Below are 25,886 nucleotides of genomic sequence, written 5' to 3'. Positions count from 1 at the left end.
TGCTATACGCCTGGAGCGGCACGGCGAAGCGGAGGGTGAGATGCGACGCCGGATATCATCACTGGCGATGGAGTTTTGCCCCAAGCGCAGGTGGAGCCATTCTAAAATAAAGGAGGTAAAGTGTTTGGACTTATTTGCCCTTCCCATTATTAACGGAGTTTTGCCCCGCCCCGACGGCGGAGTTTTACAGGGTGTTTTTTTCGACCCCTATTTTTCAAAAATGCTGTCCGGTGCCGGCATTGGCGGTGAAGTCTTTCTCTTCCCCATTTCATCGGAGGATGAAACCTTTTACCCCGTGGGCGTCCTGGCCAGGATTGAAGACCTCTGGATGGGAAACATTCCGACGGCGCCGGACAAACAGGGTCTTTTCGCCCGGGTGATAGGCCGCGAGAGGGCCAGGGCGAGGAATTTTGAATATACCGATGAAGGCCTGGTGGCGCTTGGGGTGGAAAAACTTGATATACAGGAACTGCGGTCGGAGGGGTATCCGGTGATCTGCGGAGCGGGCTGGCACCCGGCCGGGGGTTATACCACCTTCGGTTCCGACAGGAAAAATATAGAGATAACCATATACGGCTTTGAGTATGAAACGGGCAAAAATGTGGCCATCGTTGGGCGGATAGGGTCGGAGGTGGAGCCGGAGAAAGCCCACACACTGGAACACGCCATCATCCGCTCGCTGAAGAACTACGCCCTGTGCACCCCCAAAACCTTGAGAGAATGTGTGATGCGGGAAACCGAAGAACTCAAATGGTCGGTGGAAATAGGAATTGCCAGAAAACTCCCGGAGGTGTTCGGGGTGACGAGGAGCGGCATATGCGGAAACCCGCTGACCCGGATGGCTTCATCTTATCTTACCGAAGAACTAAAAAATCAGTTGAAAAGCGGCGCCAGCCTGGTCGATTCCCTGGACGCCGCCAGGACTAAAACCGTCTCAAGGATTACAAAAGACATGGGGATTTCCACCCAAAAGGATCTGAGAAAGCTCCAGGGGTTGAAAAAAGGCATGTTTCACGACGATACCCCCGAGGAGCTGGCTGTCTATAAAAGGGTGATAATGAAATTTCCCCAGGATCCGTGGCACTGAGAGGGCAAAAATATGCTCTCTTTTTTACTGCTTTTTTTCGAATCCTTCTCTTGATTTTTTTTCCTCCATAACATAAAATAACATTGAGCACAAAAGCGTGCACACAGGGAGTTGCGCAGCATGGACCTCATAAGAATCGGCGATAAACTCATAAGCATGTCCAAGTTGACGGGGACCATAGAGGAAATGCTGACATTGAGGCGGCAGGGCCTTTCCCAGGCAGAAGTTGCCAAAAAATTCGGCACCGACAGGACTTTTATATCCAGGCTGGAAAACCTGGGCGAGATCCGGAAGGGAAAGACCATAGCCCTGATAGGTTTCCCGCTCCTGAACGTGGAGGAGATCCGGGAGATGGCCCGCCAGGAAGGAGTGGATTTCATCCTGCTCATGAACGACAAAGAGCGCTGGGATTTTGTGTATTCCAGGACGGGCATAGAACTCCTGAATGAGGTCATGAGCCTTATATACAAGGTGAGGCAGTGCGATGTGGTCATCATCCTGGGTTCGGACCAGAGGCTGAGGCTTTTCAGAGCCCTTCTGGACAAGGAAGTGGTGGCCCTGAACATAGGCAAGTCTCCCATAACCGAGGATAAATACGTCAACCCCGAAAATCTGAGAGAAATCATAAGAAAACTAAAAAAAGGTGATGATTTATGAAACACGTGCTGAGCGTGAGCTTGGGGTCTTCGAAACGGGATCACAAAGTGGAAGCGGAAATTCTCGGGGAAAAGTTTATAATAGAGCGCCGGGGCACCGACGGTGACATAAAAAAGGCGATAGAAATAATAAAAGAGATGGATGGCAAGGTCAGTGCCTTCGGCATGGGGGGGATAGACCTTTACCTTTCGGCAGGCAACAGGAGGTACATGATAAGAGACGCCGTGCCCATCGCCCGGGCGGCGAAAATCTCGCCCATAGTTGACGGCTCGGGCCTCAAGAATACCCTCGAAAGGAAAGTAATAAATTACCTGGTTGTCGAAAAGAAGGTGGATTTTAAGGGCAAAAGGGTCCTGCTGGTGTCCGCCATGGATCGCTTCGGCATGGCAGAAGCGCTGGCCGGAGCCGGCTGCGATCTGATCATAGGAGATCTCATATTTGCCCTGGGGATTCCCGTGCCCATCCGCTCGTTGAAAACCCTGGACCTGCTGGCCAAAATCGTGGCGCCGTTCATATGCCGCCTTCCCTTTAAAATGCTCTATCCCACCGGGGAGAAGCAGGAAAAGGTAGACCCCCGCTACCGGCGCTTTTATGACGAGGCCGATATCATAGCCGGAGACTTCCATTTCATAAGAAGGTATATGCCCCCTGACATTTCCGGAAAAATCATCATAACCAACACGGTGACGCCGGCGGATGTAAAAATGCTCCGGGAAAGGGGTGCCGGCATGCTTATAACCACGACGCCGGAACTGGAGGGCAGGTCCTTTGGCACCAATGTTATGGAAGGGGTGCTCGTCTCTCTTTCAACCAAACCTTACAAAGAGCTGACGCCCGCCGACTACGAAGAACTGCTGGATAAAATAGGATTTGCACCGAGAATTGAAACCCTGAACGATGCGGCCGCGCTCCCGGCCGGAGCGGCGGTTTGATCGACAACTTATAATCTGGGTATGGGGTGATTTGCTGTGGACAATTTTGCATTCATAATTCATCCAATTGACATATCCGATGTCTCAAGAAAATTCGGGTTTATGAAGAAGCTGCCGGAAGGAATTGTGGAAGGGATCATGAAAAATATGCCGCCGGTCAGGGTGTCCCACATCACCGGCGTGAAGAGCCCGTACAATGAAGTGGAGGGCTGGTTCGTGGGATGCCCCCTTACCACCAGGCAGATGATGACACTGCCGGAGGAGTACGTGCTGAAAAAGATAATCAAAGCCGGCAAGCTGGCGGAAAAACTGGGTGCCAGGATCGTCGGCCTGGGGGCCTTTACTTCGGTGGTGGGCGATGCGGGGATAACCATTGCTAAGAATTTAAACATCCCCGTTACCACCGGCAACAGCTATACCGTCGCCACGGCTCTGGAAGGGGCAAAGAAGGCCGCCGGGATAATGGGCCATGACATAAAAAATGCCGAAGTGGTGGTGGTGGGGGCCACCGGTTCCATAGGCAGGGTGTGTGCCGAGATCCTTGCAAGAGAATGCCGGTTCCTGACGCTGGTGGGCCGCCGGACTGAAAAGCTGGAAAAAATCGCCGACAGGATTTTAAATGATACCGGGCTTTCGGTAAGGATCTCTTCCGACGTCCACAGCGCATTAAAAAGAGCCGATGTGGTGATCACCGTCACCAGCAGCGTCGATTCGGTTATAGACGCCGGGGATTTAAAGCCCGGCGCCGTGGTATGCGATGTGGCGCGGCCCAGAGACGTATCCAGGGAGGTGGCCGAAAAGCGGGACGACGTGCTCATAATTGAAGGCGGCGTTGTGGAAGTGCCGGGGGATGTTGACTTTCACTTCAACTTCGGATTTCCCCCGAAAACATCCTACGCCTGCATGGCGGAGACCATGATACTGGCACTGGAAAGGCGCTACGAAAACTTTACCCTGGGCAGGGACCTCACTGTGGAGCAGGTTGAGGAAATTTCTAGGCTGGCGAAAAAGCACGGCTTTAAACTGGCCGGTTTCAGGAGTTTCGAGAGGGCCGTTACTCAAGAGCAGATAGAGAAAATCAAGAAAAACGCCCAGAAAAAACTGGAGGGGGCGGACAAAAGCGGCCGGGGGTTAACCGGCAGGGTGTGTCCGGTAACCACATAGATGCCGGACACGATAAAATTTCTCATTATCGGCAGATAAAGCCTGACCCTGTTTAAAGAAGGGCGGGCTTTTTGTTTTTTATATCAATGAAAGATACCAATAACCGTTATCACCCGAAAACCATTGTCACACTTGACTTTGGCTGCGGTTAATGTTACAATTATCATCGTAATGAGAACAGGCAGAAAAGCCGGGCGCTTGAAATGCGCAGCAAGTTAAGCTTGTGGGTTCTGTCCCGCAAGCTTTTTTTATAGTGCGAAGCGGATAAAGGAGGTAAAGCAGTTTGAACAGGTTGGTAACCCGAAGTGTAGATTTTTTAATATCGTTTTTTTTAAAAGAAAAGAAGATGTCCGACAAGATAACGGATGAGACAGTCAGGAAAAAATACGCTTATCTTGAGGCGTGGGTCAGCATCGTCGGCAACCTGGCTCTTGCCGCGGTGAAGATATTTTTCGGTATAATGCTGAACAGCATTTCCCTGATGGCGGATGCGGTCCATACGGCTTCCGACATTCTTACATCGGTGGTGGTGCTGCTCGGTTTTAAATTTTCAAGCTCGCCCGCCGACGAAAAGCACCCCTACGGGCATGGGAGGATAGAGTTTATAGCGACATTGATAATTGCCATAATGCTGATACTGGTGGGGGTGGAATTTGGAAAATCCTCATACCAGCGCTTGATAATCAATACACCCGTAAGAGGGAGCTATCCGGTGGCCCTGGTAATGTTTTTTGGCGCCGTTTTCAAAGAATGGATGGCCCGATTTTCCATCGAACTGGGCCGCCGCACCGGTGCGCCGGCTCTTATCGCCGACGCCTGGCACCACAGGACCGACGGCATAGCATCGGTTCTTGTGGCGATAGCCATAGTGGCGACCAACTACGGTTATTTCAAGGTGGACGCCGTGTTCGGACTGGGCGTCTCCGCCCTTATAATCTACACCGGCGTCAGCATCTGCCGGGAGTCGGCCTCAAAGCTCATCGGTGAGGTTGCGGAAAAGGATATGATAAATAAGATTACCTCCCTGGCTCTTTCGGTGCCGGGAGTCCAGGGGGTTCATAAAATTAATGTTCATGACTACGGCGCCCACAAGGTGATTTCCCTTCATATTCAGGTGGAAAGCAATCTTTCGCTGGTGGAGGCGCATAACATATCCGAACAGGTGGAGAGAGTAATAGAAGCCAATACCAACTCCCGGGTGATTGTCCACGTTGAGCCCGAAATAGATTTGATACCCGCCGGCCCCTGAAGGCGAATCCGATGACAGAAAATAGAATATCGGGTGTGAATTTTGATTAATTTTATGTTATAATGGTATGTAAAATTTTTTTGGAGGGGGCATTGTCATGGCAAGTTACAGTACCACCAGGAACTTCGTATACGATCTCATAGCGACCGTTGCCTTTCTTGCCACATATTATGTGATGATGCCCGTTTTTCCCATTTATATGCTGAAATTGGGCATTGACAAATTTACCATAGGCGTGATAATAGCCTTTTTTTCATTCAGTTCGCTGGTGGCAAGGCCCCTGGGCGGCACCTGGGTGGATGGCATGGGGCGCAGGAGGCTTATGCTCCTGTCCATAGCCCTGTTTTTCCTGACGCCGTTGCTTTTAAGGTTTCCGGTGATTCCAGTCGGTTTTAGCCTTGCGCAGATGGTTTACGGGTTTACCGTTGGGGCTTTTACAGTGGCCGCCACCACATTTGTGGCGGACATATCATCCCCCGCCACTGTGGCCCAGTTCATGGGGTATCACAGCATTGCGTGCATTACGGCCAAAGGGCTTGCTCCCGCCCTGGGTGTAAAATTGATGGAAATTTATGGCTTTGACGGCCCCGTAATAACCACCGTAATTCTGGCCCTGATCGCCGCATTGTTTGCATTTTTGCTGCGCGATGCAGGCGGGAAGGCGGAGGAAAGGCGTTCCTACGGATTTACGGAGGTCCTTATTAAGAAAAACGTATACCTGCCAACCCTGGTGCTTTTCTGCGGCCTTGTTACCTTCGGGGCCATTTCGGCGATGCTCCCGGTTTTTGCCGATGAAAGGGGGATTTCCGGGATAGAGTATTTCTTCGTGATAAATACCGTGGCCGTAGTGGCCACCCGGCTGGTCATGGGGCCGTGGAGCAACAGGCACCTGGAGAAACTGGTGGCCGTATCCCTGGTGCTGCTTACCGTTTCTTTTGTTTCCATGAGCTTCGTGTCGAACTTCTACCAGCTTATCGCCGTGGCCATAGTATACGGCCTGGGTTACGCCGTATTGTTTCCAGTATTGAGCGCCCTCCTGGTGCTTAATATATCCGTGGACTACAGGGGCATGGCCCTTGGGATATATACCGCCGCCTTCGACCTGGGGGTTGCCATGGGGGCCATGCTCGGGGGATTGAGCCAGTATGTGGATTTTAAATGGTTGTACCTTGTTCTGTCTCTGATCCCGCTGACGGGGTACTTTGTGTTCCAGTATTTGTATCTTCCGTTTATTAAACAGGGTTCTCGTGCGTTTTCCGTTGAAAAAGGCGCTTTTTAAGCGCCTTTGAAATTTGTCATCAAATTGCGGTCAGGGTTTTGACAAAGTCTCATACAGCTTGGCCGGGCAAACCTTTTAGACCCGGCATAACGGGTCTGTAAAGCTTCAACAATACTGCCGGTTTTAGTATAATTAAATTTAACAGAAAGTGATATATTATTGATTGTGATATACTTTGACGTGGGGTGTTTTTATGAAGGTGAAAATCATAGGCGTGCCCATGGACCTCGGGGCCGACCGCCGCGGCGTCGACATGGGCCCCAGCGCCATAAGATATGCCCATCTTCAGCAGCGCCTGGAGGAAAACGGGATTGAAGTGGTAGACGGCGGGAACATAGAGGTTCCCACCCCGGAGAGCCGCAGGATTAAAGATGCTAAACTCAAATACCTCCAGGAAATCGTGGAGTCTTCCGAGAGGGTGGCCGCAGAGGTAGCCCGGACCCTGGAAAGCGGATTCGTTCCGCTGGTGCTGGGAGGAGACCACAGCATTGCCCTGGGCACCCTGGCCGGTGTGAGCGGGGTCTTAAAAAATATCGGCGTCATATGGATTGACGCCCACGGAGATTTTAACACCGATACCACCACGCCGTCGGGAAACATCCACGGCATGAGTCTTGCGGCCAGCCTTGGCGTGGGCCACAAATCTCTGACCGGGATCGGGGGATTTTCTCCAAAAGTCCTGCCGCAGAACACGGTTCTGATAGGGGTGAGGTCGATTGACCGGGATGAAAAAAGGTTAATCCGGCAATCAGGTATTCATGTCTTTACCATGAACGATATCGACCAGTACGGCATGAGAGAGGTTGTAAAAATGGCCGTCAAGCTGGCGGGCGATGCGACCGCAGGAGTGCATCTCAGTTTTGATATGGACGTGCTGGACCCCTCAGTAGCGCCGGGCGTGGGGACGCCCGTGCGGGGAGGTATCACCTACCGGGAAGCGGCCCTTGCCATGGAGATGCTGCATGAAGCTGGAATACTGCGTTCCCTTGAATTTGTGGAGGTAAACCCCATACTGGACAGGGGGAACGAAACGGCCAGGGTGGCCGTAGGGCTTATTGCATCGGCTCTCGGGGAGAAGATTTTGTAGTGCTCACACAGGCAATTAATGGGCATTATAATATACTGGAGAGGAAAATGATTGAGACAATAATATATAAAGGGGAAAGGCGAGATTAATGGATATTTTTTTATAAAATGCAGGGGAGGTTTTACCCATGGGTGTCGTTAGCTGTTATCTTATGCCTCATCCACCCATTATGGTAAAGGAAGTGGGGGGAGGGGAAACGGAAAAGGTGGCGTCTTCCATTGCGGCCTGCGAATCGGCGGGGAGGCGGATAAAGGACCTGGCTCCGGATACGGTGGTGATAATCTCGCCCCACGGGCCGGTCTTTCAGGATGCCGTGTGCATTTACGACTTCGCGCTGAAAGGCAGTCTTTCCTCTTTCGGGGCGCCGGGAGTAAAGATGGAGTTTGAGGCCGATGAAGAGTTAAAAGAAGAAATCATCAAAAGGGCTTCGGAAAGAAATTTGCCGGCGGTAAAGTCCAGCGGTGTGAATATTTCCCGCTACGGTATAAAGGAGACGCTGGACCACGGCGTACTCGTCCCGATGTATTTCATTACCAAATCTGCTTCCGGGTTCAAGCTCCTTCCCTTAGCTTTCGGGATGCTGCCCTACGAAGACCTTTACGCCTTCGGGAAGGTGATCCAGGAAGCAGCTTTTGCGCTGGATAGAAAGGTGGCGGTGGTGGCCAGCGGGGATCTGTCCCACAGGCTGACCCCCGATGCCCCGGCCGGATACAGCCCTCAGGGGAAGGTATTTGACGAAAAACTTGTGACACTGCTCGGGAATTTTGATGTGGAAGGCATTCTGGCGTTGGAGCGCAGCCTTATAGAAAAAGCGGGGGAATGCGGTTTAAGATCCATATGGATAATGCTCGGGGCTTTAGACGGTTTTAAGGTAACGCCGCGGATTCTTTCATATGAAGGCCCCTTCGGCGTGGGCTACTGCGTGGCGGAATTTTCCCCCGGTGAGCCGGACCGGAGCAAACTGCCTGAACTTAAAGAAAAAGGGCGGGAGGAAATCAGGAGGCGGCGGGAAAACGAAGACCCTTACGTGAGGCTGGCGCGCTTGACCCTTGAAACATACGTCAGGGAAGGGAGAGTAATTGACATCCCGAAAGACCTTCCGGAGGAGATGCTGACAAAAAGGGCCGGTGTGTTTGTTTCCATCAAAAAACACGGAGAGCTGCGGGGGTGCATAGGCACATTCCTGCCCACAAAGAAAAACATAGCCGAAGAGATCAGGCGGAACGCCATAAGCGCCGGATGCGAGGACCCGAGATTTTACCCCGTGCGGCCCGAAGAACTCCCCGAACTCACGTATTCTGTGGATGTCCTGACAAAGCCCGAGCCTGTGGACTCGGCGGACCAGCTTGACCCCAGAAAATACGGGGTGATAGTGAAAAAAGGCTTCAGGTCAGGGCTGCTGCTGCCGGCCCTGGAGGGTGTGGACACGGTGGAAGAACAGCTCAACATCGCCCTGAGAAAGGCCGGAATAAGCCCGCATGAGGATTATAAAATAGAAAGGTTTGAAGTGGAAAGGCATTGTTAAATTATATAATAAGGAATATATAATAAGGAAGGTAATTCAAGGCTTATGAAAGAGGCCATGTATTATGAAAAAAACGGAGACGGAACGGTACATTGCTTCCTCTGCCCGCACCACTGCAGGATTGCTCCCGGCCGGACGGGAACCTGCAGAGTGAGGAAAAACATCGACGGCACACTGTATTCTTTAAATTACGGTCGGGTTTCTTCCTGGGGAATGGACCCCATCGAAAAAAAGCCGCTGTATCATTTTTACCCTGGCAGCTGGATTTTTTCATGCGGCAGTTTCGGGTGCAATTTCCGGTGCAAGTTCTGCCAGAACTGGCAGATAGCCCAGCTTACCGATGTGCCCACCGAAGGGGTCACTGCGGAAGAACTGGTGCGGGCGGCCAGAAGGCAAAAGCAAAATATAGGCATTGCCTACACATACAACGAGCCCACCATATGGTATGAATTCGTTATAGAGTGCGCCGGGATTGCCCGCCGGGAAGGCTTGAAGAACGTGCTGGTGACCAACGGCTTTATCGAGAGGGAGCCGCTGGAGGAGATCCTGCCCTACATCGACGCCATGAACATAGATGTCAAGGCCTATACCGAAGACTTTTACCGGGATCTGGCCTCCGGCAGGCTTTCGCCGGTTATACAGACGGTGGAGAGGGCCCAGCGGGACTGCCATGTGGAAATCACCACCCTTCTTATCCCTGGAATGAACGACGGGGAAAATGAGGTGGAAGCCCTGGCAAAGTGGCTGTCTTCGCTGAGAAAAGATATCCCGCTTCACCTGACACGCTATTTCCCGAATTACAAGCTGGACCTTCCTCCCACCCCGGTGGAGACCATAAAGCGGGCAAGCTCTATAGCAAAGAAGTACCTCGATTACGTGTATACGGGAAATATAATCGACGATGAGGGAAACAACACCTGCTGCCCGAAATGCGGTGCCATCCTCATCTGCCGGAGGGGATACGACATAAAAGTCGAAATGGAAGACAGCAGGTGCAAAAATTGCGGGCAGGCTGTACCCATAGTCGAAAAATAGTGCGGCATGCATATAAAAATGTCTATTTCCCGGGAAATATGTTAGCAAAAATGAGCACGATCTGTAACATTTTGATTTTTTTTATGAATCGCAATTGTTATGCAGGTAAAACCTTTAAAATGTCGTATAATATTTAATATTATAAAAGAGACATAAGTTTATAAAAGAGGTCGTTTTATGAAAGAAGTTTTTGTTGAAACCATTGGTGAAGGCCGCTTGAATCTAAAGGCGGTGGTGACGGTTGTTCCAGAAGGAGTAAACATATACCTGGGAGGTGGAGAAAAGCCCCATATTGGCACGGTGGTAATAAGCCAACCCCGGCAAAGCTTAAAATGCGACGGTAGCATCAGCTGTACTACATCGGTATTTAACTTGCTGGGACATAAGGATGACGGCATTGCCATTCCTTTAGCGGAAGAAATTTGCAAAAAGTTGAACCGGTTGGTGGTGGTCACTGCAGGAGTACACATTGAAAATGCCACTATAGAAGATATAGAAAGATTGAAAAATTCCGGACGGTTGCTAACGGACATGATATTGAGCCATTTTATAAAAAAATAATTATAATTCCTCAAATTTTTTTAAGCGAGGTGAAACTGTGAAATACACCGAGCTCGACGAAATTGACCAAAAAATCCTGGAAATGCTACAAGAAAACGGTAAAATGACGTACGCAGATCTGGGTAGAAAGCTCAACATGTCCCGTTCAGCTGTGCGGGAAAGGGTAAATATGCTTGTAAGAAATGGAATCATCGAAAAATTCACTATCGTCATAAACCCCTATAAGATGGGGTTTGAAATGTCCGCGTTCTTTGAGATAGATGTGGAGCCTCGTCATTTGCAAAGTATAGCTAAGACCTTGGCTGAACAAAAGTATGTGCAGAGCGTAAATCAGATGAGTGGTCCAAGCACCCTTCATGTGCATGCAATACTGAAAAATAAAGAACATCTGGAAAAGTTCCTCTCGGAACACATTTATTCTCTAAACGGCATTATGAGTGTCAGAAGTTATATTTTGATTCGGGGGTTTAAATCCAAGAGCGGAGGCCTTAGAATATGTTAAGAGCAATATCTACACGTCATTTGCCTGTTTTTAAAAGATAATTGACATACAAAGTATTATATTTCGACAAAATTAAAAAACAAAGAATATTAAAAAGACCGATTTACCCTTCAACTTCGTGCATTGTAGAAAGGTAATTTCAAATTTATGTTGAATAATGCGAATAAAACATATAATTAAAACATTATGCACGGAGGGGGAAATCGGTTTTTTTATTCGACTTTAGTACAGAAATTTAAAAGTTTAAAAGGGAGAGGTGCAGGAATGCCTAAGGATCTGAGGAGTTTTATCAAAGATTTGGAAAAACAAATGCCTGAAGACATTATCAGAATCAAAAGGGAAATCGACCCCAAATTTGAAATTACCGCCATTCAGCAGCATCTGGAAAACCAGGATAAGTATCCGCTTTTGATTTTTGAAAATGTTAAAAACCTCAAAGGGGAACTCAGCCAGTTCAAAGTTTTGACCAATATGTTCGCTACGAGGCAAAAATGCGCAGTGGCCCTGGGCCTTTCTAAAGACCAGTGGCGCATGGAAACCAGTATGGAATTTGCAAAGAGAAGCCAAAATCTGATAAAGCCCGTTATAGTGAGTAAAGATGAAGCACCGGTAAAAGAGGTCATAAAAGTCGGCGATGAGGTGGATTTGAGAGAACTTCCGGTTATCACCCACCACGAGATGGACGGCTATCCTTATCTCGTAGACGCAGTCATAGCTCCGGACCCAGACACTGGAGTCTATAATTCCTCTCACCACCGGATGCTGGTCCGGGGAAAAGATGAGCTGGGACTATGGATGTCACCCAGACACCTGTGGAATTATTGCATGAGAGCGGCGCAAAAGGGCGAAGCATTGCCTGTTGCCCATGTGCTGGGGCATCATCCGGGTTTCTATCTGGGATCCGAGGCCCTGGTGAGCATGGAGACCGACGAATATGAAGTAATAGGAGGGATTTTGAATGAACCTTTAAGGCTGGTTCCGTCAGAAGCTTATGGCGATAAACTGCTGGTTCCGGCTGATGCGGAAATCGTGGTAGAAGGAGAAGTAATACCCAACTTCCGAGACGCTGAAGGGCCATTCGGAGAATTTACCGGCTACTATGGACCTCAGAGATGGTCACCGGTTGTGAAAGTAAAAGCAATTACTTACAGAAAAGATGCCTACTATATGAACATACTTGTCGGCCACCCCGATACTTCCATATTGGGAGGTATACCGAAAGAAGCGGGAATATATGAGGAAGTCAAGAAGTCGGTGCCCGGCGTGAAAGCTGTTCATTTCCCCATATCCGGATGCTGCCGTTTCCACGCATATATCTCCATAGATAAAAAGGTTGACGGCGAAGGTAAAGTGGCGGCCATCGCTGCGCTGCCCTATCACGATGAATTAAAGCATGTGATAGTAGTGGACAGCGACATTGACCCCTTCAATGAGAAAGAAGTTTTGTGGGCAGTGGCCACAAGGGTACAGGCCGGTGAAGATGTGGACATCATCAGGAAAGTCAGAGGAGGTTCTCTAGATCCGTCTTCCACCATTCACGCCGTAGGCGATAAAATGCTCATCGATGCTACAAAACCCGTGAGCAGGCCTTTTGCCGAACGCATTAAAGTTCCTGAAGAAGTAATGAAAAGAATAAAACTGGAAGAATGGATACAGGGGGTGTAAGGGATGGCGAGAATTTTTTGGGTTGTCTGCCCCAAATGTGAAAAAAAATTCTATGCATCAAAGGACGACTTCAGGCATAAAAAACAGTGTAAACTCCTGTGCCCATTCTGCGGAGAAAGATTCATCGACGAAGAAGCCAAAGAGATAATCGAGGAGCAGGGGTAAGAAAATTTATACATGAATACGGCAGGGCATTAGCCCTGCCAAAGAATTAAACAGAAGGAGGTATTCATGTCGTGCCACAAAATGAAAAAGTAAATATAGTTGAGTATATAATGGGCGAAGGTGAAAAGAGAAAACTACCTCCTGGATTAGCAAAATTAGTGAAAACAATAGCGATAGTTACCACATTGTATAATCTATGGAGTGTTATAGGCTTTCCAACTCCTATACTACATAGGGGAATAACTTTTAGCTTATTCTTCGCTTTAACTTTCATGATTTACACAGCTCCGGGAAGTAAATCAAAAAATTATATACCATGGTACGATTGGGTTTTTGTTGGATTGTCTATGACAGTAGGTATTTATATAGTGGCAAATTTAAATAGATTGGTAACACGGTTTCCGTTTTCTGATGTAGTAACAGGTTTTGATATATTAATGGGGATTATAACAATGATACTTTTGTTAGAAGGAACAAGGAGAATAATCGGACCATGGTTATCGATTTTATCAATCCTATCCCTGTTATATGCATTGTATGGCAATGTAATCCCGGGCCTTTTCGGGCATAATGGATTTTCTATCAGTTCTATTATAGATGAATTGTTCCTGACAACAGATGGAATCTGGGGGCAGGCTCTAGGTATAGCATCGACATACATAATCCTTTTTATAATTTTCGGTGCTTTTTTACAAACTTCAGGAGCAGGAGACTTTTTATTTGAATTTGCATCATCATTGGCAGGGTGGAGCAGAGGAGGTCTTGCAAAGGTAGGTATCATCGCCAGCGGCCTTTTTGGTATGATTTCAGGGAGTCCCGTAGCTAATGTCTCCAGTGTGGGAACTATAACAATTCCGATGATGAAAAAATCTGGCTATCCTGCAGATTTTGCTGCAGCAGTGGAATGTTGCGCTTCTACCGGAGGAACAATTATGCCCCCAGTTATGGGTTCTGTAGCTTTTTTAATGGCAGAAGTTATTGGAGTTCCATATATAAGTGTCGCAGCCGCAGCAGCAATTCCTGCAGTTATATATTATCTAGCCATCTTTTTTGCAATTGATTTCAGAGCTGCAAAATTAGGGATGAAAGGATTATCAAGAGATGAAATACCTCCTTTGGCAAAAACTTTAATTAAGGGTCTGGGCTTTTTTATCCCGCTCGTATATTTGGTTGTAAGATTAATGGAAGGATTAAGTCCATCACGAGTTGCGCTTGAGACAACAATAATTATTTTGATAATAAGCTGGTTGAGACCAGAAACTAGAATGGGATGGACAAAAATACTAAAAGCCCTGGAAGATGGAACAAGAAGTGGAATACTGGTCATCTCGACATGTGCCACATCAGGTATTATGATCGGTATTATTAATCTCACAGGAGTGGGTACAAAATTTAGTTCCTATTTAATGGCTCTATCAGGAAATGCGGAAATATTCACTTTAATATTTACTATGTTGCTAGCATTGATATTGGGCCTTGCAATGAATATAACTCCGTCATACCTCCTTGCGGCAGTTGTAGCAGGTCCTGTATTAATTAACCTTGGTATACCGCCTATGGCAGCTCATATGTTTATATTATTTTTCGCAGCGGTAGCAACGATGACGCCTCCTGTAGCCACTGCTGCATTTGCTGCGGCAGGTATAGCTGATGCGGAGCCGATGAGGGTCGGATTTTTGGCATGCAGAATTGGGTTGGTAGCCTTTATTATGCCGTATATATTTATATATCAAAATGCCTTATTGTTAATAGGTTCGCCAATTCAAATATTTATAGCTGCTATATCCGGAATTTTTGGAGTAGCCCTTATAGCAGCAGCATTTGAGGGGTGGTTTGGAAGAAACTTGAATGTATTGCAAAGAATTATCCTGGCGGTTTCCGGATTTATGTCAATTACGGGAATATTGTATCTTACAATTGTGGCTGTGATTTTAGCTGCGTTAAGCATAAGCCTGGGCAAAGTAGTAAATTCAATTACCTCAAAAGATAATAATTAAGGGAGGGCTTATAATGTGGATGAGAAAAAGATGGTCTGTTTTAGTGTTGCTCATAGCAGCACTTCTGATTATGACAATGGTAACGGCTTGCGGCAGTAACTCTCAAAATGATAAAAATAACACAGGTTCAAAAATCAATGAAACACAAAACAATGAAAATCAAAATTCCAATCGTAAACCTATAAGAGTAACATTTGCTGGCAGTTCGCCCGGCGGAGTATGGTATATGGTTATGAGTGGGGTTGCAGAAACCATAAACAGAAGTTTTCCTGGTTCTGCCATTACAGTAGTACCAGGTGATGGAGTGGCAAATGTTACCCGGGTTGCGCAAAACCAAGCCCAAATCGGCCTAACCCATAGCGCTATTGCGGCATCCGCAATAACCGGGGGTGATCCGTTTAAGCAGAAAATTGACAATATCGCCACCATTGCTTCACTTTATCCAAGTCAATTACAATTTGTAGTTACAAAAAAATTAGGGGTAAATTCAATAGATGAAATCATTTCTAAAAAACTTCCTATCAAAGTATCTGTTGATGCACCGGGTTCTACTGGTGAGCTAGCTTTCAGGAGAATGATTAACGAGTATGGTATAACATATGATGACATTAAAAAGTGGGGCGGTCAAGTAATTTTCAAAAATATGGGAGATTCATCAGACATGCTTTCCGACGGTTTTCTTGATGGATTCAGCACCATGACATTAGCACCTGCTTCACCTATACAAGAAGCATCTGTAAATAAAGACTTGGTGATGTTGCCGATTAAAGAAGAAGTAATAAATAAACTGGTTGAAAAGTACGGCTATGGTAAAGGAGAAGTGCCGGCTAAAACATATAAATTTAACGATAGTGCTATACCAACAATAACTTCTTATACAGTTGTAATTGTACCAAAAGATGCACCTGAAGAATTAGCATATAACATATCTTTGTCAATTAACGAAAACCTCGAATATTTAAAAACTGTCCACGTAGCGTTAAAAGAGCTAACTCCAGATAAATTAGTAGAAAATCTAGGAGCTCCATTGCATAAGGGAGCGGAAAAATATTATAGAGAAATTGGTGTACTAAAATAAATAACTAAAGAAGTAGGTAACACCGGGGAGGATTATAATGATACTCACAGTTGCTATTACTGGAGCCTCTGGTTCAATATATGGTATAAGGATTTTAGAAGAGTTGAATAAAAAAGGGGTAAGTTCCCATCTTGTGATAAGTAAATGGGGAAAAGAAACCATAAAAACAGAAACTAACTATACTGTTGAAGAAGTCGAAGCTTTGGCAGATTTTGTCTATGAAGAAGATGACCTAGCCGCCCCTATATCCAGCGGGTCTTTCAAATGTGACGGCATGATAGTGGCTCCCTGCAGTATGAAGACATTGTCGGGTATAGCTCATGGTTATACCGAGGACCTTATTATAAGAGCAGCTGATGTGACTATAAAAGAAAAAAGGAAATTAATCCTTATGGTGCGAGAGACACCGCTGAATCCAATGCATCTTGAAAACATGTTAAAATTGTCGCAAATCGGAGTTACCATCATGCCTCCGGTACCCGCATTTTATACAAAACCTGAGACGCTTGATGACGTAATAAACCAGACGGTAGGAAGGGTTCTCGACCAATTCGGGATAGAAATTGATAATCTAAAAAGATGGGGATATTGTTCCATTGAGAAAGAGGCTGTATAGGAAAATAATATTTTAAAAATAAGTGTTCAAAATAGCCAGTGAGCAGGGGTTGAGATATATATTATGTTTTAAAAATCTCAATCCCTTTTTTCTATGTTATAATTTATATGTGATAATATTTATTAAATGTGATTTGTTAAGCGAGCCTTTTTGCGGACATGTAATAACATTGGAGAAAGAACATAACAATACTGTGTATGGAAAAACGGAAAGTAGTAGAAGGCCAGCGTATCAGAAAGGAATATACATACATGAAGGTAAGTAAAACAAGAGACACAAAACGACCAAAATAAAGATAAATAGAAAAACTACGGAAACATGTCTGGACTCACATAACAAAACAAACACCATAGACCCTTGTGAAAAACGGCAACGTGTGCTATAATAACAAAGGTGTTTTTTTATAGGTTTTTTACAGGTTTGCGGAATTAGCACCATAATGCGGTTGAATAAACGATAGAGAGGTGATAATGATGAAGGAAGGAATCCATCCGAAGTACGGCAAAGCCATAGTCAAATGCGCATGTGGAAACACCTTTGAGACGGGTTCCACAAAGCCGGAACTTCACGTGGAAATATGCTCCAAGTGTCATCCCTTCTTTTCCGGTAAACAGAAGCTGGTGGATACCGGCGGCCGTGTCGAGAGATTTAAAAAGAGATACGGCATAAAGGATGAAGAGTAGGCGTTTAAAGGTTAGAGGTTACCTCTAGCCTTTATTAATATGAGTGCCTTATGCAGGGAGAGGTTAAACATGAAACCCGTAAAACCGAGCATTGGCGGCCAGGCGGTAATAGAAGGGGTAATGATGAGAGGGCCCAAGTTTACAGCCATAGCCGTGAGAAAAAACGATGAGATTATAATTAAAAGGGAAGAAAACCACTCCCTTTCCGACCGGTATAAATTCCTTAAGCTCCCGCTGCTGCGTGGCATGCTGGCAATGGTGGAAATGCTCGTTATAGGCATCCGGGCCCTTTCTTATTCCGCCGGCGTTGCAGGCGACGAAGAAGAGAAGCTCACCGGCAGGGATATAACGCTTGCCCTGCTGTCGGCCGTAGGGTTTGCCGTACTGCTCTTCATCATCATACCCACCGCCGCGGTAAAACTGATAGGTAAGAGCATCGAAAGCCCGATAGCACTTAACATTATAGAAGGTATATTAAGGATAGCCATTTTTTTAATTTACCTTTTTACCATATCATCCATGAAAGATATCAAGAGGGTTTTCGAATATCACGGGGCGGAACATAAAGCCGTGCACTGCTATGAAAACAACGAGAGGCTGACGGCGGAAAATGCAAAAAAATACAGGACCCTCCACCCGCGCTGCGGCACCAGCTTCCTGATGGTGGTTATGGTGGTGAGCATACTGCTTTTTTCCGTTCTCGGCTGGCCCGGGCTTATCGCCCGGATATTGTCCAGGATTTTGATGCTGCCGGTGGTGGCGGGGATATCCTACGAATTCGTAAGGCTGGCAGGAAGGAGCCGGTCTCCCCTGGTTAAACTCTTAAACGCCCCGGGCATGTGGCTCCAGAGGCTCACCACCCGCGAACCGGACGAATCCCAGCTGGAAGTGGCAATAGAGGCTCTAAAAAGCGTGATATGAAGTATTCAGATACGCGTTTACCGGAAGGTGATTTTTATGCTGGAAAAATTGGAAGCAGTTGAAAAAAGGTACCAGGAACTGACGGAAAGGATAAGCGACCCTGCCGTTATTTCAAGACAGGATGAATGGAGGAAGCTTACAAAGGAACACGCTTCCCTGGAAGAGATCGTGGCATGCTACCGGGAATATAAAAAGGTAGTCAGTGAAATAAAAGAAAACAGGGAATTGCTCAGGGAAACCTCCGGAGACGGCGAGATGGAAGAACTGATTAAAGGAGAGCTGGTTTCCCTGGAGGAAAAAAAACAGGACCTGGAAAAAAAATTGAAGATAATGCTCCTGCCCAGGGACCCCAATGACGAAAAAGACGTCATCATGGAGATAAGGGCCGGCGCCGGCGGAGAAGAAGCGGCCCTTTTTGCGGGGGATTTGTTCCGCATGTACAGCAGGTACGCCGAGCGCCAGGGCTGGAAGATAGACCTCATGAGCTCCAACCCTACCGAGCTTGGAGGCTACAAAGAGATAATTTTCGAAATCAGAGGCTCCGGCGCCTACAGCCGGTTGAAATACGAGTCGGGGGTTCACCGCGTCCAGCGGATCCCCACCACCGAATCCGGGGGCAGGATTCATACTTCCACCGCCACGGTGGCCGTCCTGCCCGAAGCCGAGGAAGTGGATTTGCAGATAAACCCCAACGACCTGCGCATCGATATATTCAGGGCTTCCGGCCACGGCGGTCAGGGAGTCAATACCACCGATTCGGCGGTGCGCATAACCCATATCCCCACCGGCATGGTGGTCACCTGCCAGGACGAGAGATCCCAGCTCAAAAACCGTGAAAAAGCCCTCAAGGTCCTGAGATCCAGGCTGCTCGAGAAAATGCGGGAGGAGCAGAACAGGGAAATCGCCGAAAACCGGCGCAGCCAGGTGGGGACCGGCGACCGCAGCGAGAGAATCCGAACATATAATTTTCCGCAGGGGAGGGTGACGGACCACCGTATCGGCCTTACCCTTCACCAGCTTGACAGCATACTGGACGGCGACCTTGACCCGATAATAGAAGGGCTTATCGCCGAAGACCAGGCGCAGAAACTTTCAAAATCCGAAACGGAAGGGGAGCAGGTGGTCCGGTGACGGTAAAGGAAGCCCTGCTTTATGGCCGCAGGAGGCTGGCCGCCGCGGGCGTCCAAAACCCGGTATTGGACTCGGAATTAATCCTGGCCCACGTTCTGGGCATGAGCCGCCTGCAGGTTATGGTGGAAAATAAAGTGGAGCTGACGGGGAAACAGCTGGCCGTTTATGAAGGGCTTCTGGACCTTCGCCGCCGGCATGTGCCGGTGGCTTACATAACGGGCCGCAAAGAGTTTTACGGCCTGGAATTTTCCGTAAGGCCGGGGGTATTTATCCCCAGGCCGGAGACCGAGTTTTCGGTGGAGGAGGCCCTGGAGGCTGTAAAAGACTTGAGAAATCCCCGGGCGGCGGACCTCTGCTGCGGCAGCGGAGCCATCGCGGTAACCCTGGCCGTAAAAAATCCCGGGCTGGTGGTATATGCCTCCGACATATCGGAAACCGCCGGCGAAGTGACCCGGGAGAACGCCGTAAAACACCGGGTGAAAGAGCGGGTCTTTTTCATGCGCGGCGATCTGTGGGAGCCTTTCGAAAAAAAAGGCATAGGAGATCTTGATGCGGTGGTTTCAAACCCTCCTTACATCCCGAGCGGCGAAATCGAGACCCTGCCGGAAGATGTAAAAAGGGAGCCCGTTATGGCATTGGACGGCGGCCCGGACGGCCTTGAAATTTACAGGAGAATAATATCTAAAGCCCCGGCATTTTTAAAAGCGGGGGGGCGCATCATCTTCGAAATCGGATGGAACCAGGCCGCACCGGTAAAGGCTTTACTGGAGAAAGCCGGGTTTGAAGTTAAAAAAGTTATAAAAGACTACGCCGGGTTAGACAGAGTGGTATCCGCCGTTAAGAGACCGGAGCTGTAAACTGCCCGGCCGGTTTCAAACATTTTCATAAAAGCTTCACATTTCCCAATATCAAAAGGCGGGGTGTCGAGATATGTATAAAGATTTACAGGATTTTGTAAGGGTGCTGGAGCAAAAGGGCCAGCTCAAGAGAATAAAGGCAGAGGTGGACAGCGAACTGGAAGTAACCGAAATAGTGGACAGGGTGGTAAAATCGGGAGGCCCCGCACTGCTTTTTGAAAATGTGAAAGGTTCGGAGTTTCCGCTTTTAGTCAATACCTTCGGAACTTACGAGCGGATGAACCTGGCGCTGGAAGTTGAAAGCCTGGATGATGTTGCGAAAGAAATAGAGGACCTGATGGATATATCCCATTACACAGGATTGTTCAATAAAATACGAGCTGGCGCGAGACTTGCAAAACTTGCAAAAATATTTCCAAAAAAGGTCAAGCAGGGCGCCTGTCAGGAAGTCGTCGAAAAACCGGATCTTTCCAGACTGCCGGTTTTAAAATGCTGGCCCGGGGATGGAGGAAAATTTATCACCCTTCCCCTGGTAATTACGAGAGACCCCGAGACGGGCGCACAGAATATGGGCATGTACAGGCTCCAGGTTTACGACGAAAAAACTACGGGCATGCACTGGCACATCCATAAAGACGGCAGGGAAATATATGAAAAATATAAAAGGCTGGGGGAGAAAATGCCCGTTTCTGTGGCGCTGGGCTGCGACCCCGCCACGATATATGCTTCTACCGCCCCTCTCCCCAAAGAAATCGATGAGATGATATTTGCGGGGTTTTTGCGGAAGGCGCCTCTTGAGTTGGTCAAGTGTAAGACCAACGATATTTACGTACCCGCCAATGCGGAATTTATCCTGGAAGGATACGTGGATATCGATGAATTAAGGGAAGAGGGCCCCTTTGGGGACCACACGGGATACTACTCGGTTAAAGACCTTTATCCCGTCTTTCACCTGACGTGCATGACGCGCAAAAAAAATCCCATATATCCGGCCACGGTTGTAGGGAAACCCCCTATGGAAGACTGCTTTTTGGGAAAGGCTACCGAACGGATTTTTTTACCGCTTTTAAAAATACAGTGCCCCGAAATCGTGGACATAAATTTTCCGCTGGAAGGCGTATTTCACAACTGCGTAATAGTATCGATAAAAAAGAGATACCCCGGCCACGCAAAAAAGGTGATGCACGCCCTGTGGGGAATCGGCCAGATGATGTACACGAAACTTATAATTGTAGTGGACGAGCATGTAGACCCGAAAGACCTTTCGACAGTGGCGTGGAAGGTATTCAACAATATCGACGCCAGAAGGGATGTGGTAATAGTTGAAGGGCCGCTGGACGCTCTGGATCACGCTTCGCCTGTGAAGCATTACGGCAGCAAAATGGGAATCGATGCGACTAAAAAGTGGAAGGAAGAAGGATATGAAAGAGAGTGGCCTGACGATATTGTAATGGACCCGAAAATAAAGGAAATGGTCGATAGAAGGTGGAAGGAATATGGATTCTAAAGGCCATGCAGTACCGCCGGTTGGTGCCATGCTGGGCCGGCTGAAGACTTACGGGGAATTGGTCATGTTTTCCCATACGTTATTTTCGCTGCCGTTTTCACTCATTGCCATGTTCTGGGCCGCGGGAGGGTTTCCGCCCGTAAGGGTGTTTTTGTGGGCCGTGGTGGCCCTTTTCGGGGCGAGAAACGGGGCCAACGCGTTGAACAGGCTGGTGGACAGGGATATAGATGCCAAAAACCCGAGGACCGCCGGAAGGCATATACCGATGGGCATAGTTAAAGAATATGAGGCTTTCTTAATAGTTGTGTTCTGCTTTGCAGCCCTGGTATTAGCCGCATTTGAACTAAACCCCCTTTGCGTGCAATTGCTGCCGCTGGCTATATTTTTATTCCTGATATATTCGTATACCAAGCGGTTTACGTGGTTGTGTCATGTGGTGCTGGGTCTTGCCTGCGGCGGAGCTCCGGTGGGAGCCTGGATAGCGGTCACGGGCAAAATACAGTGGCCTGCCGTTGTTCTCGGCGCGGCGGTGATGTTCTGGGTTGCGGGATTCGACATCATCTACGGTTCTCAGGATGTGGAGTTTGATACCGGCCACGGCCTTCATTCGATTCCGGCGAAATTCGGCGTAGAAAACGCACTTAAGGTATCTGCCGCTTTTCATGGGATTTCTGTGGGGCTGTTATTTTACCTCTACTTTTTGATGGATATGGGTTACCTCTATCTGCTGGGCCTTGTTATTATCTCGTGTTTTCTATACGCGGAACACAAACTGGTTTCCCCCGCGGACTTAAAACATGTGACCATAGCTTCTTATGACATTAATCAGATAGTCAGCGTGATTTTTTTTATATTTTCTTCTATGGACATTTTTATTTTGAGGTGATTGGATGGCAAGGTTTGTAGTCGGCATAACGGGCGCAAGCGGCTGCATATACGGAGTAAGATTAATAGAAGAGCTTTTAAAGGGGAAACACGAGGTCCACCTTTCGGTCACTGAAAACGGGGGCAGGGTTTTAAAGCATGAATTGGGGCTTGATACGGAGGCTTTAATTTCACATTTAGGCAAATTTGAAAAATCATTCGGCGGTACTCTTAAAAATTACGACATAAATGATCTTTTTGCGCCCATAGCCAGCGGCTCCTTCAAGGCAGACGCAATGGTAATAATACCGTGCTCCATGTCGACCCTGGCGTTTATAGCTCACGGATTGTCACACAATTTACTGCAGAGAACCGCTGATGTATTTTTGAAGGAAAAAAGAAAAATCGTCATAGTTCCCAGGGAGACACCGTTGAACTCAATACACCTCGAAAACATGCTGGCACTCAGCAAAATGGGTGTCTCGATTATACCTGCCATGCCTGCCTTTTATCAAAATCCAAAAACCATTGACGACATGGTCAATTTCATAGTGGGAAGGGTTTTGGACATTCTGAACATTCCAAATCAACTATATGACGGGTGGAAAGGAGTTTAAAAATCATGAGCAAAAAAATCAAAAAAATGGCGGCGATTTTGATATCGATTTCCCTGATACTTTTGCTGAGCGCGTGTTCGGACAGTTCGGCGCGGAAAAGCAAAGAGGCGGCTGAAAGTCAGGGGGGCGGCCCGCTGGTAATCGGTGTGCTTCCCGATGTGGATTCTATACCCCTTATCATTGCTGAGGCGCAGGGATATTTCAAAGAACAGGGAGTTGAGGTGCGCCTTGAGCATTTTAAAAGCGCCGTGGAAAGGGATAGCGCCCTTCAAAGCGGCAAAATAGACGGAGCGGTTTCGGATATTCTGGCGGCGGCTTTTGCCAACGACGGAGGATTCAAGGTTAAGATCACCTCCCGCACCGACGGGACTTACAAACTGCTTACAGGAAAACAAAAAAATATCAATGAGGTGGCAAAGGTAAAGGGCAGGGATATAGCATTATCAACCAACACCATTATTGAATATGCCACCGATAAAATATTAGAAAAATACGGCATAGACCCCGGCGATGTAAACAAGGTGGCGGTACCTCAAATACCCGCAAGGCTTGAGATGCTCCAAAAAGGGAAAATAGACGCCGCAACACTTCCTGACCCGCTGGCCACACTGGCCGTAAAAAATGGTGCAAGGGTTATTGAGAGCACCGACAGGTTGGGGATTAATCCGGGGGTATTGCTGTTTACTCAGCAGGCATTAGAAAAAAAAGAGAACGAAATAAAGGCCTTCTACAGGGCGTATAACCAAGCCGTAGGATATCTTAAACAAAATGAAAAGTCGGCTTATATTGATACTGTGATAGAAAAGGCCGGGTTCCCCGAAGATGTTAAGGGCGCCATAGCCCTTCCGGAATACACAAAGGCGGAACTGCCGTCTAAAGAGGATTTCGACGGGGTGATGGACTGGCTGGTGAAAAAAGGCCTGATAAAGAAGGCGTATTCTTTTGACCAAGTGGTGGACGGTAGATTCATAGATTAAATTAAAGCGGGCGTTTTATATGATCACGGTTCGAAATCTCGAAGTTTTTTACAAAACTTCCCGAGGAAAATTCAGGGCTCTGGCGGGGGTAAACCTGGATGTGGAAAAAGGGGGGACCGTTGCCGTAATAGGCCCGTCGGGATGTGGAAAATCCACACTGCTTTACGTGCTGGCGGGAATTATAAAAGAATTTAAAGGCGAAGTTTTTATAGATAAAACCCCCATCGATCCCAGGAAGCATCGAATAGGCCTCGTCCTTCAGGATTACGGTCTTTTGCCGTGGAAAAACGTCATTGAAAATTCGCTGCTGGGGTTGAGAATAAAGAAAAAAATTACGAAAATCGATAGAGAGTATGCCGAACACATACTGTCCCGAATGGGCCTTTCCGGCCTTTTTACAAGGTATCCCGGGGAGTTGAGCGGAGGCCAGAGACAAAGGGTGGCAATAGCCAGAGCGTTTATTCTGAGGCCCGATATTTTGCTTATGGATGAACCCTTTTCCGCACTCGACGCCATAACCAGGGAAGAAATGCAGGACCTTTTTTTAGATGTGTGGAAAGGCGATTCCGTTTCAACGGTGTTCGTGACCCACAGTACCGAGGAAGCGATTTATCTGGGGAAGAAAATAGCCGTCATGACGGGCCCTCCCGGTCGAATCGTCAAAACCATGGATAACCCATTCTTTGGCGTCCGTGAAGCCGGGGACAGGGGTCTTTACTGCAGCATTAAATCTAAATTAAAAGAATTGATAAAGGGAAGATAGAAGTGAAGGTAAAAAACACCGGCCGTTATATCTTTATCTTCTTTCTATTTTTTGTATTATGGCATATTGCATCCGCTGCGGTGAAAAGTCCCGCGCTTCCTCCGCCGGTTGCCGTCTTTTACAACTTGCGGAAAGTGTTTTTTTCAAAGATCGCGATTCACGCCGCCTTAAGCATTTACAGGATTGTCGCCGGCCTGGTTATTTCGGTGCTAATGGGCTCTTTTTTAGGGCTTTTAATGGGTTACTACGGACCTGTGGACAGGGTTTTGGCGCCGGTGATGTATTTTACATATCCCGTGCCGAAAATCGCTTTGTTGCCTATCGTGATGATTCTGTTCGGCCTGGGTGAATTGTCCAAGATCACCATGATAATTCTAATAACGGTGTTTCAAATCGTAATCACAATGCGCGACACGGTGAGAAACATACCTAAAGAGACGTTTTATTCCCTGAAATCATTGGGCGCCGGGGATATAATTGTTTTCAAAGAGATTATACTGCCTGCCGCGGCGCCGGAATTGCTGACCGCCGTGAGGCTGGGTGCGGGAACGGCCGTTTCGGTTTTGTTTTTTACAGAGACCTTCGGAACCGAATACGGCTTAGGTTATTTTATTATGGATGCATGGATGAGGGTGAATTACCTCGACATGTATTCGGGAATTCTGGTTCTCGGCGGGATGGGATTGATTTTATTTTCAGTTGTTGACGCTCTGGATAGGATTTTTTGCAGGTGGAAAAGGTAAAACCATAATAAGCGGGACCGCCTGCAGCCGAAATGTAATCTCCAAAAGTTTGGTGAGGTAAAAGAAGGCATGATATAATAGCATTAAAGGAGAAATTACAAAAAGGGACGTGATATGCGTTGACTGGAAAAATAAAAAAGCTGGGGGCGGGGGAACTTTTGCTCATGTTTTGGGCTTTTTTTAAAATCGGCGCATTTACCCTGGGCGGCGGGTTTGCCATGATA

General features: G+C 47.6%; 26 protein-coding genes. All 26 read left to right on the top strand.

The window, feature by feature from the left end; genetic code table 11:
* The first annotated feature begins 124 nt into the window (after nt 1–124).
* The 26 genes from ACKX14_RS11420 to ACKX14_RS11295 all read left to right on the top strand — a co-directional run bounded on the left by ACKX14_RS11420 (nt 125) and on the right by ACKX14_RS11295 (nt 25,662).
* A complete protein-coding gene (locus ACKX14_RS11420; protein WP_422447730.1) occupies nt 125–1,087 on the top strand; it encodes a hypothetical protein in 963 nt (320 codons plus the stop codon).
* A gap of 120 nt (nt 1,088–1,207) precedes the next feature.
* Complete coding sequence (locus ACKX14_RS11415) at nt 1,208–1,744, top strand: helix-turn-helix domain-containing protein (RefSeq protein WP_422447726.1); 537 nt, start codon at nt 1,208–1,210, stop codon at nt 1,742–1,744.
* A complete protein-coding gene (locus tag ACKX14_RS11410) occupies nt 1,741–2,676 on the top strand; it encodes a quinate 5-dehydrogenase (protein ID WP_422447724.1) in 936 nt (311 codons plus the stop codon). Before ACKX14_RS11415 ends, ACKX14_RS11410 begins: the two co-directional genes overlap by 4 nt.
* Nucleotides 2,677–2,712: 36 nt before the next feature.
* Complete coding sequence (locus ACKX14_RS11405; protein ID WP_422447722.1) at nt 2,713–3,840, top strand: saccharopine dehydrogenase NADP-binding domain-containing protein; 1,128 nt, start codon at nt 2,713–2,715, stop codon at nt 3,838–3,840.
* A 283-nt stretch (nt 3,841–4,123) separates the two neighbouring features.
* Complete coding sequence (locus ACKX14_RS11400) at nt 4,124–5,089, top strand: cation diffusion facilitator family transporter (protein WP_422447720.1); 966 nt, start codon at nt 4,124–4,126, stop codon at nt 5,087–5,089.
* Nucleotides 5,090–5,186: 97 nt separating this feature from the next.
* A complete protein-coding gene (locus ACKX14_RS11395) occupies nt 5,187–6,368 on the top strand; it encodes an MFS transporter (protein WP_422447718.1) in 1,182 nt (393 codons plus the stop codon).
* Between the two features lie 193 nt (nt 6,369–6,561).
* Nucleotides 6,562–7,455, top strand: a complete 894-nt coding sequence (rocF, locus tag ACKX14_RS11390) for an arginase (protein ID WP_422447716.1) — start codon at nt 6,562–6,564, stop codon at nt 7,453–7,455.
* Between the two features lie 127 nt (nt 7,456–7,582).
* Nucleotides 7,583–8,980: an AmmeMemoRadiSam system protein A gene (amrA, locus tag ACKX14_RS11385; protein ID WP_422447714.1), complete on the top strand. Its 1,398-nt coding sequence runs from the start codon at nt 7,583–7,585 to the stop codon at nt 8,978–8,980.
* 45 nt (nt 8,981–9,025) lie between these two features.
* Nucleotides 9,026–10,015, top strand: a complete 990-nt coding sequence (gene amrS / locus ACKX14_RS11380) for an AmmeMemoRadiSam system radical SAM enzyme (protein ID WP_422447712.1) — start codon at nt 9,026–9,028, stop codon at nt 10,013–10,015.
* Nucleotides 10,016–10,192: 177 nt separating this feature from the next.
* Nucleotides 10,193–10,576: a prenylated flavin chaperone LpdD gene (gene lpdD, locus ACKX14_RS11375; RefSeq protein ID WP_422447710.1), complete on the top strand. Its 384-nt coding sequence runs from the start codon at nt 10,193–10,195 to the stop codon at nt 10,574–10,576.
* Nucleotides 10,577–10,613: 37 nt separating this feature from the next.
* Nucleotides 10,614–11,078, top strand: a complete 465-nt coding sequence (locus ACKX14_RS11370) for an Lrp/AsnC family transcriptional regulator (RefSeq protein ID WP_422447708.1) — start codon at nt 10,614–10,616, stop codon at nt 11,076–11,078.
* A gap of 264 nt (nt 11,079–11,342) precedes the next feature.
* On the top strand, nt 11,343–12,743 hold the full coding sequence (locus tag ACKX14_RS11365; RefSeq protein ID WP_422447706.1) for a UbiD family decarboxylase: 1,401 nt from the start codon (nt 11,343–11,345) through the stop codon (nt 12,741–12,743).
* A 3-nt stretch (nt 12,744–12,746) separates the two neighbouring features.
* Complete coding sequence (locus ACKX14_RS11360) at nt 12,747–12,908, top strand: hypothetical protein (RefSeq protein WP_422447704.1); 162 nt, start codon at nt 12,747–12,749, stop codon at nt 12,906–12,908.
* A gap of 71 nt (nt 12,909–12,979) precedes the next feature.
* On the top strand, nt 12,980–14,905 hold the full coding sequence (locus tag ACKX14_RS11355) for a TRAP transporter permease (RefSeq protein WP_422447702.1): 1,926 nt from the start codon (nt 12,980–12,982) through the stop codon (nt 14,903–14,905).
* Nucleotides 14,906–14,924: 19 nt separating this feature from the next.
* A complete protein-coding gene (locus tag ACKX14_RS11350) occupies nt 14,925–15,983 on the top strand; it encodes a TAXI family TRAP transporter solute-binding subunit (protein ID WP_422447700.1) in 1,059 nt (352 codons plus the stop codon).
* A 37-nt stretch (nt 15,984–16,020) separates the two neighbouring features.
* Entirely contained in the window at nt 16,021–16,599 is a 579-nt protein-coding gene (locus tag ACKX14_RS11345; RefSeq protein ID WP_422447698.1) for a UbiX family flavin prenyltransferase, read from the top strand.
* Nucleotides 16,600–17,072: 473 nt separating this feature from the next.
* Nucleotides 17,073–17,282 carry a 50S ribosomal protein L31 gene (rpmE, locus tag ACKX14_RS11340; protein ID WP_422447696.1) on the top strand — a complete coding sequence of 70 codons (210 nt, stop codon included), beginning with the start codon at nt 17,073–17,075 and terminating at the stop codon, nt 17,280–17,282.
* Nucleotides 17,283–17,351: 69 nt separating this feature from the next.
* Nucleotides 17,352–18,203: a DUF1385 domain-containing protein gene (locus ACKX14_RS11335; protein ID WP_422447694.1), complete on the top strand. Its 852-nt coding sequence runs from the start codon at nt 17,352–17,354 to the stop codon at nt 18,201–18,203.
* Nucleotides 18,204–18,239: 36 nt separating this feature from the next.
* Entirely contained in the window at nt 18,240–19,334 is a 1,095-nt protein-coding gene (gene prfA / locus ACKX14_RS11330; RefSeq protein WP_422447692.1) for a peptide chain release factor 1, read from the top strand.
* Nucleotides 19,331–20,191: a peptide chain release factor N(5)-glutamine methyltransferase gene (gene prmC / locus ACKX14_RS11325; RefSeq protein ID WP_422447690.1), complete on the top strand. Its 861-nt coding sequence runs from the start codon at nt 19,331–19,333 to the stop codon at nt 20,189–20,191. The genes prfA and prmC overlap by 4 nt, the downstream gene beginning before the upstream one ends.
* A 73-nt stretch (nt 20,192–20,264) precedes the next feature.
* Nucleotides 20,265–21,698, top strand: a complete 1,434-nt coding sequence (locus tag ACKX14_RS11320; RefSeq protein ID WP_422447688.1) for a menaquinone biosynthesis decarboxylase — start codon at nt 20,265–20,267, stop codon at nt 21,696–21,698.
* Complete coding sequence (locus ACKX14_RS11315; protein WP_422447686.1) at nt 21,688–22,584, top strand: UbiA-like polyprenyltransferase; 897 nt, start codon at nt 21,688–21,690, stop codon at nt 22,582–22,584. Before ACKX14_RS11320 ends, ACKX14_RS11315 begins: the two co-directional genes overlap by 11 nt.
* Nucleotides 22,585–22,588: 4 nt before the next feature.
* Entirely contained in the window at nt 22,589–23,179 is a 591-nt protein-coding gene (locus tag ACKX14_RS11310) for a UbiX family flavin prenyltransferase (protein WP_422447684.1), read from the top strand.
* 5 nt (nt 23,180–23,184) lie between these two features.
* Entirely contained in the window at nt 23,185–24,156 is a 972-nt protein-coding gene (locus ACKX14_RS11305; RefSeq protein WP_422447682.1) for an ABC transporter substrate-binding protein, read from the top strand.
* 19 nt (nt 24,157–24,175) lie between these two features.
* Nucleotides 24,176–24,919 carry an ABC transporter ATP-binding protein gene (locus ACKX14_RS11300; RefSeq protein ID WP_422447680.1) on the top strand — a complete coding sequence of 248 codons (744 nt, stop codon included), beginning with the start codon at nt 24,176–24,178 and terminating at the stop codon, nt 24,917–24,919.
* Between the two features lie 2 nt (nt 24,920–24,921).
* Nucleotides 24,922–25,662 carry an ABC transporter permease gene (locus tag ACKX14_RS11295; protein WP_422447678.1) on the top strand — a complete coding sequence of 247 codons (741 nt, stop codon included), beginning with the start codon at nt 24,922–24,924 and terminating at the stop codon, nt 25,660–25,662.
* Nucleotides 25,663–25,886: the final 224 nt, after the last annotated feature.

It is taken from the genome of Thermorhabdus hydrogeniformans (assembly GCF_049310025.1).
GTDB lineage: Bacteria > Bacillota > Thermosediminibacteria > Thermosediminibacterales > Tepidanaerobacteraceae > JBJYKD01.
The sequence above is the reverse complement of the archived record's forward strand: the minus strand, read 5'-3'. Positions and strand labels throughout refer to the sequence as shown.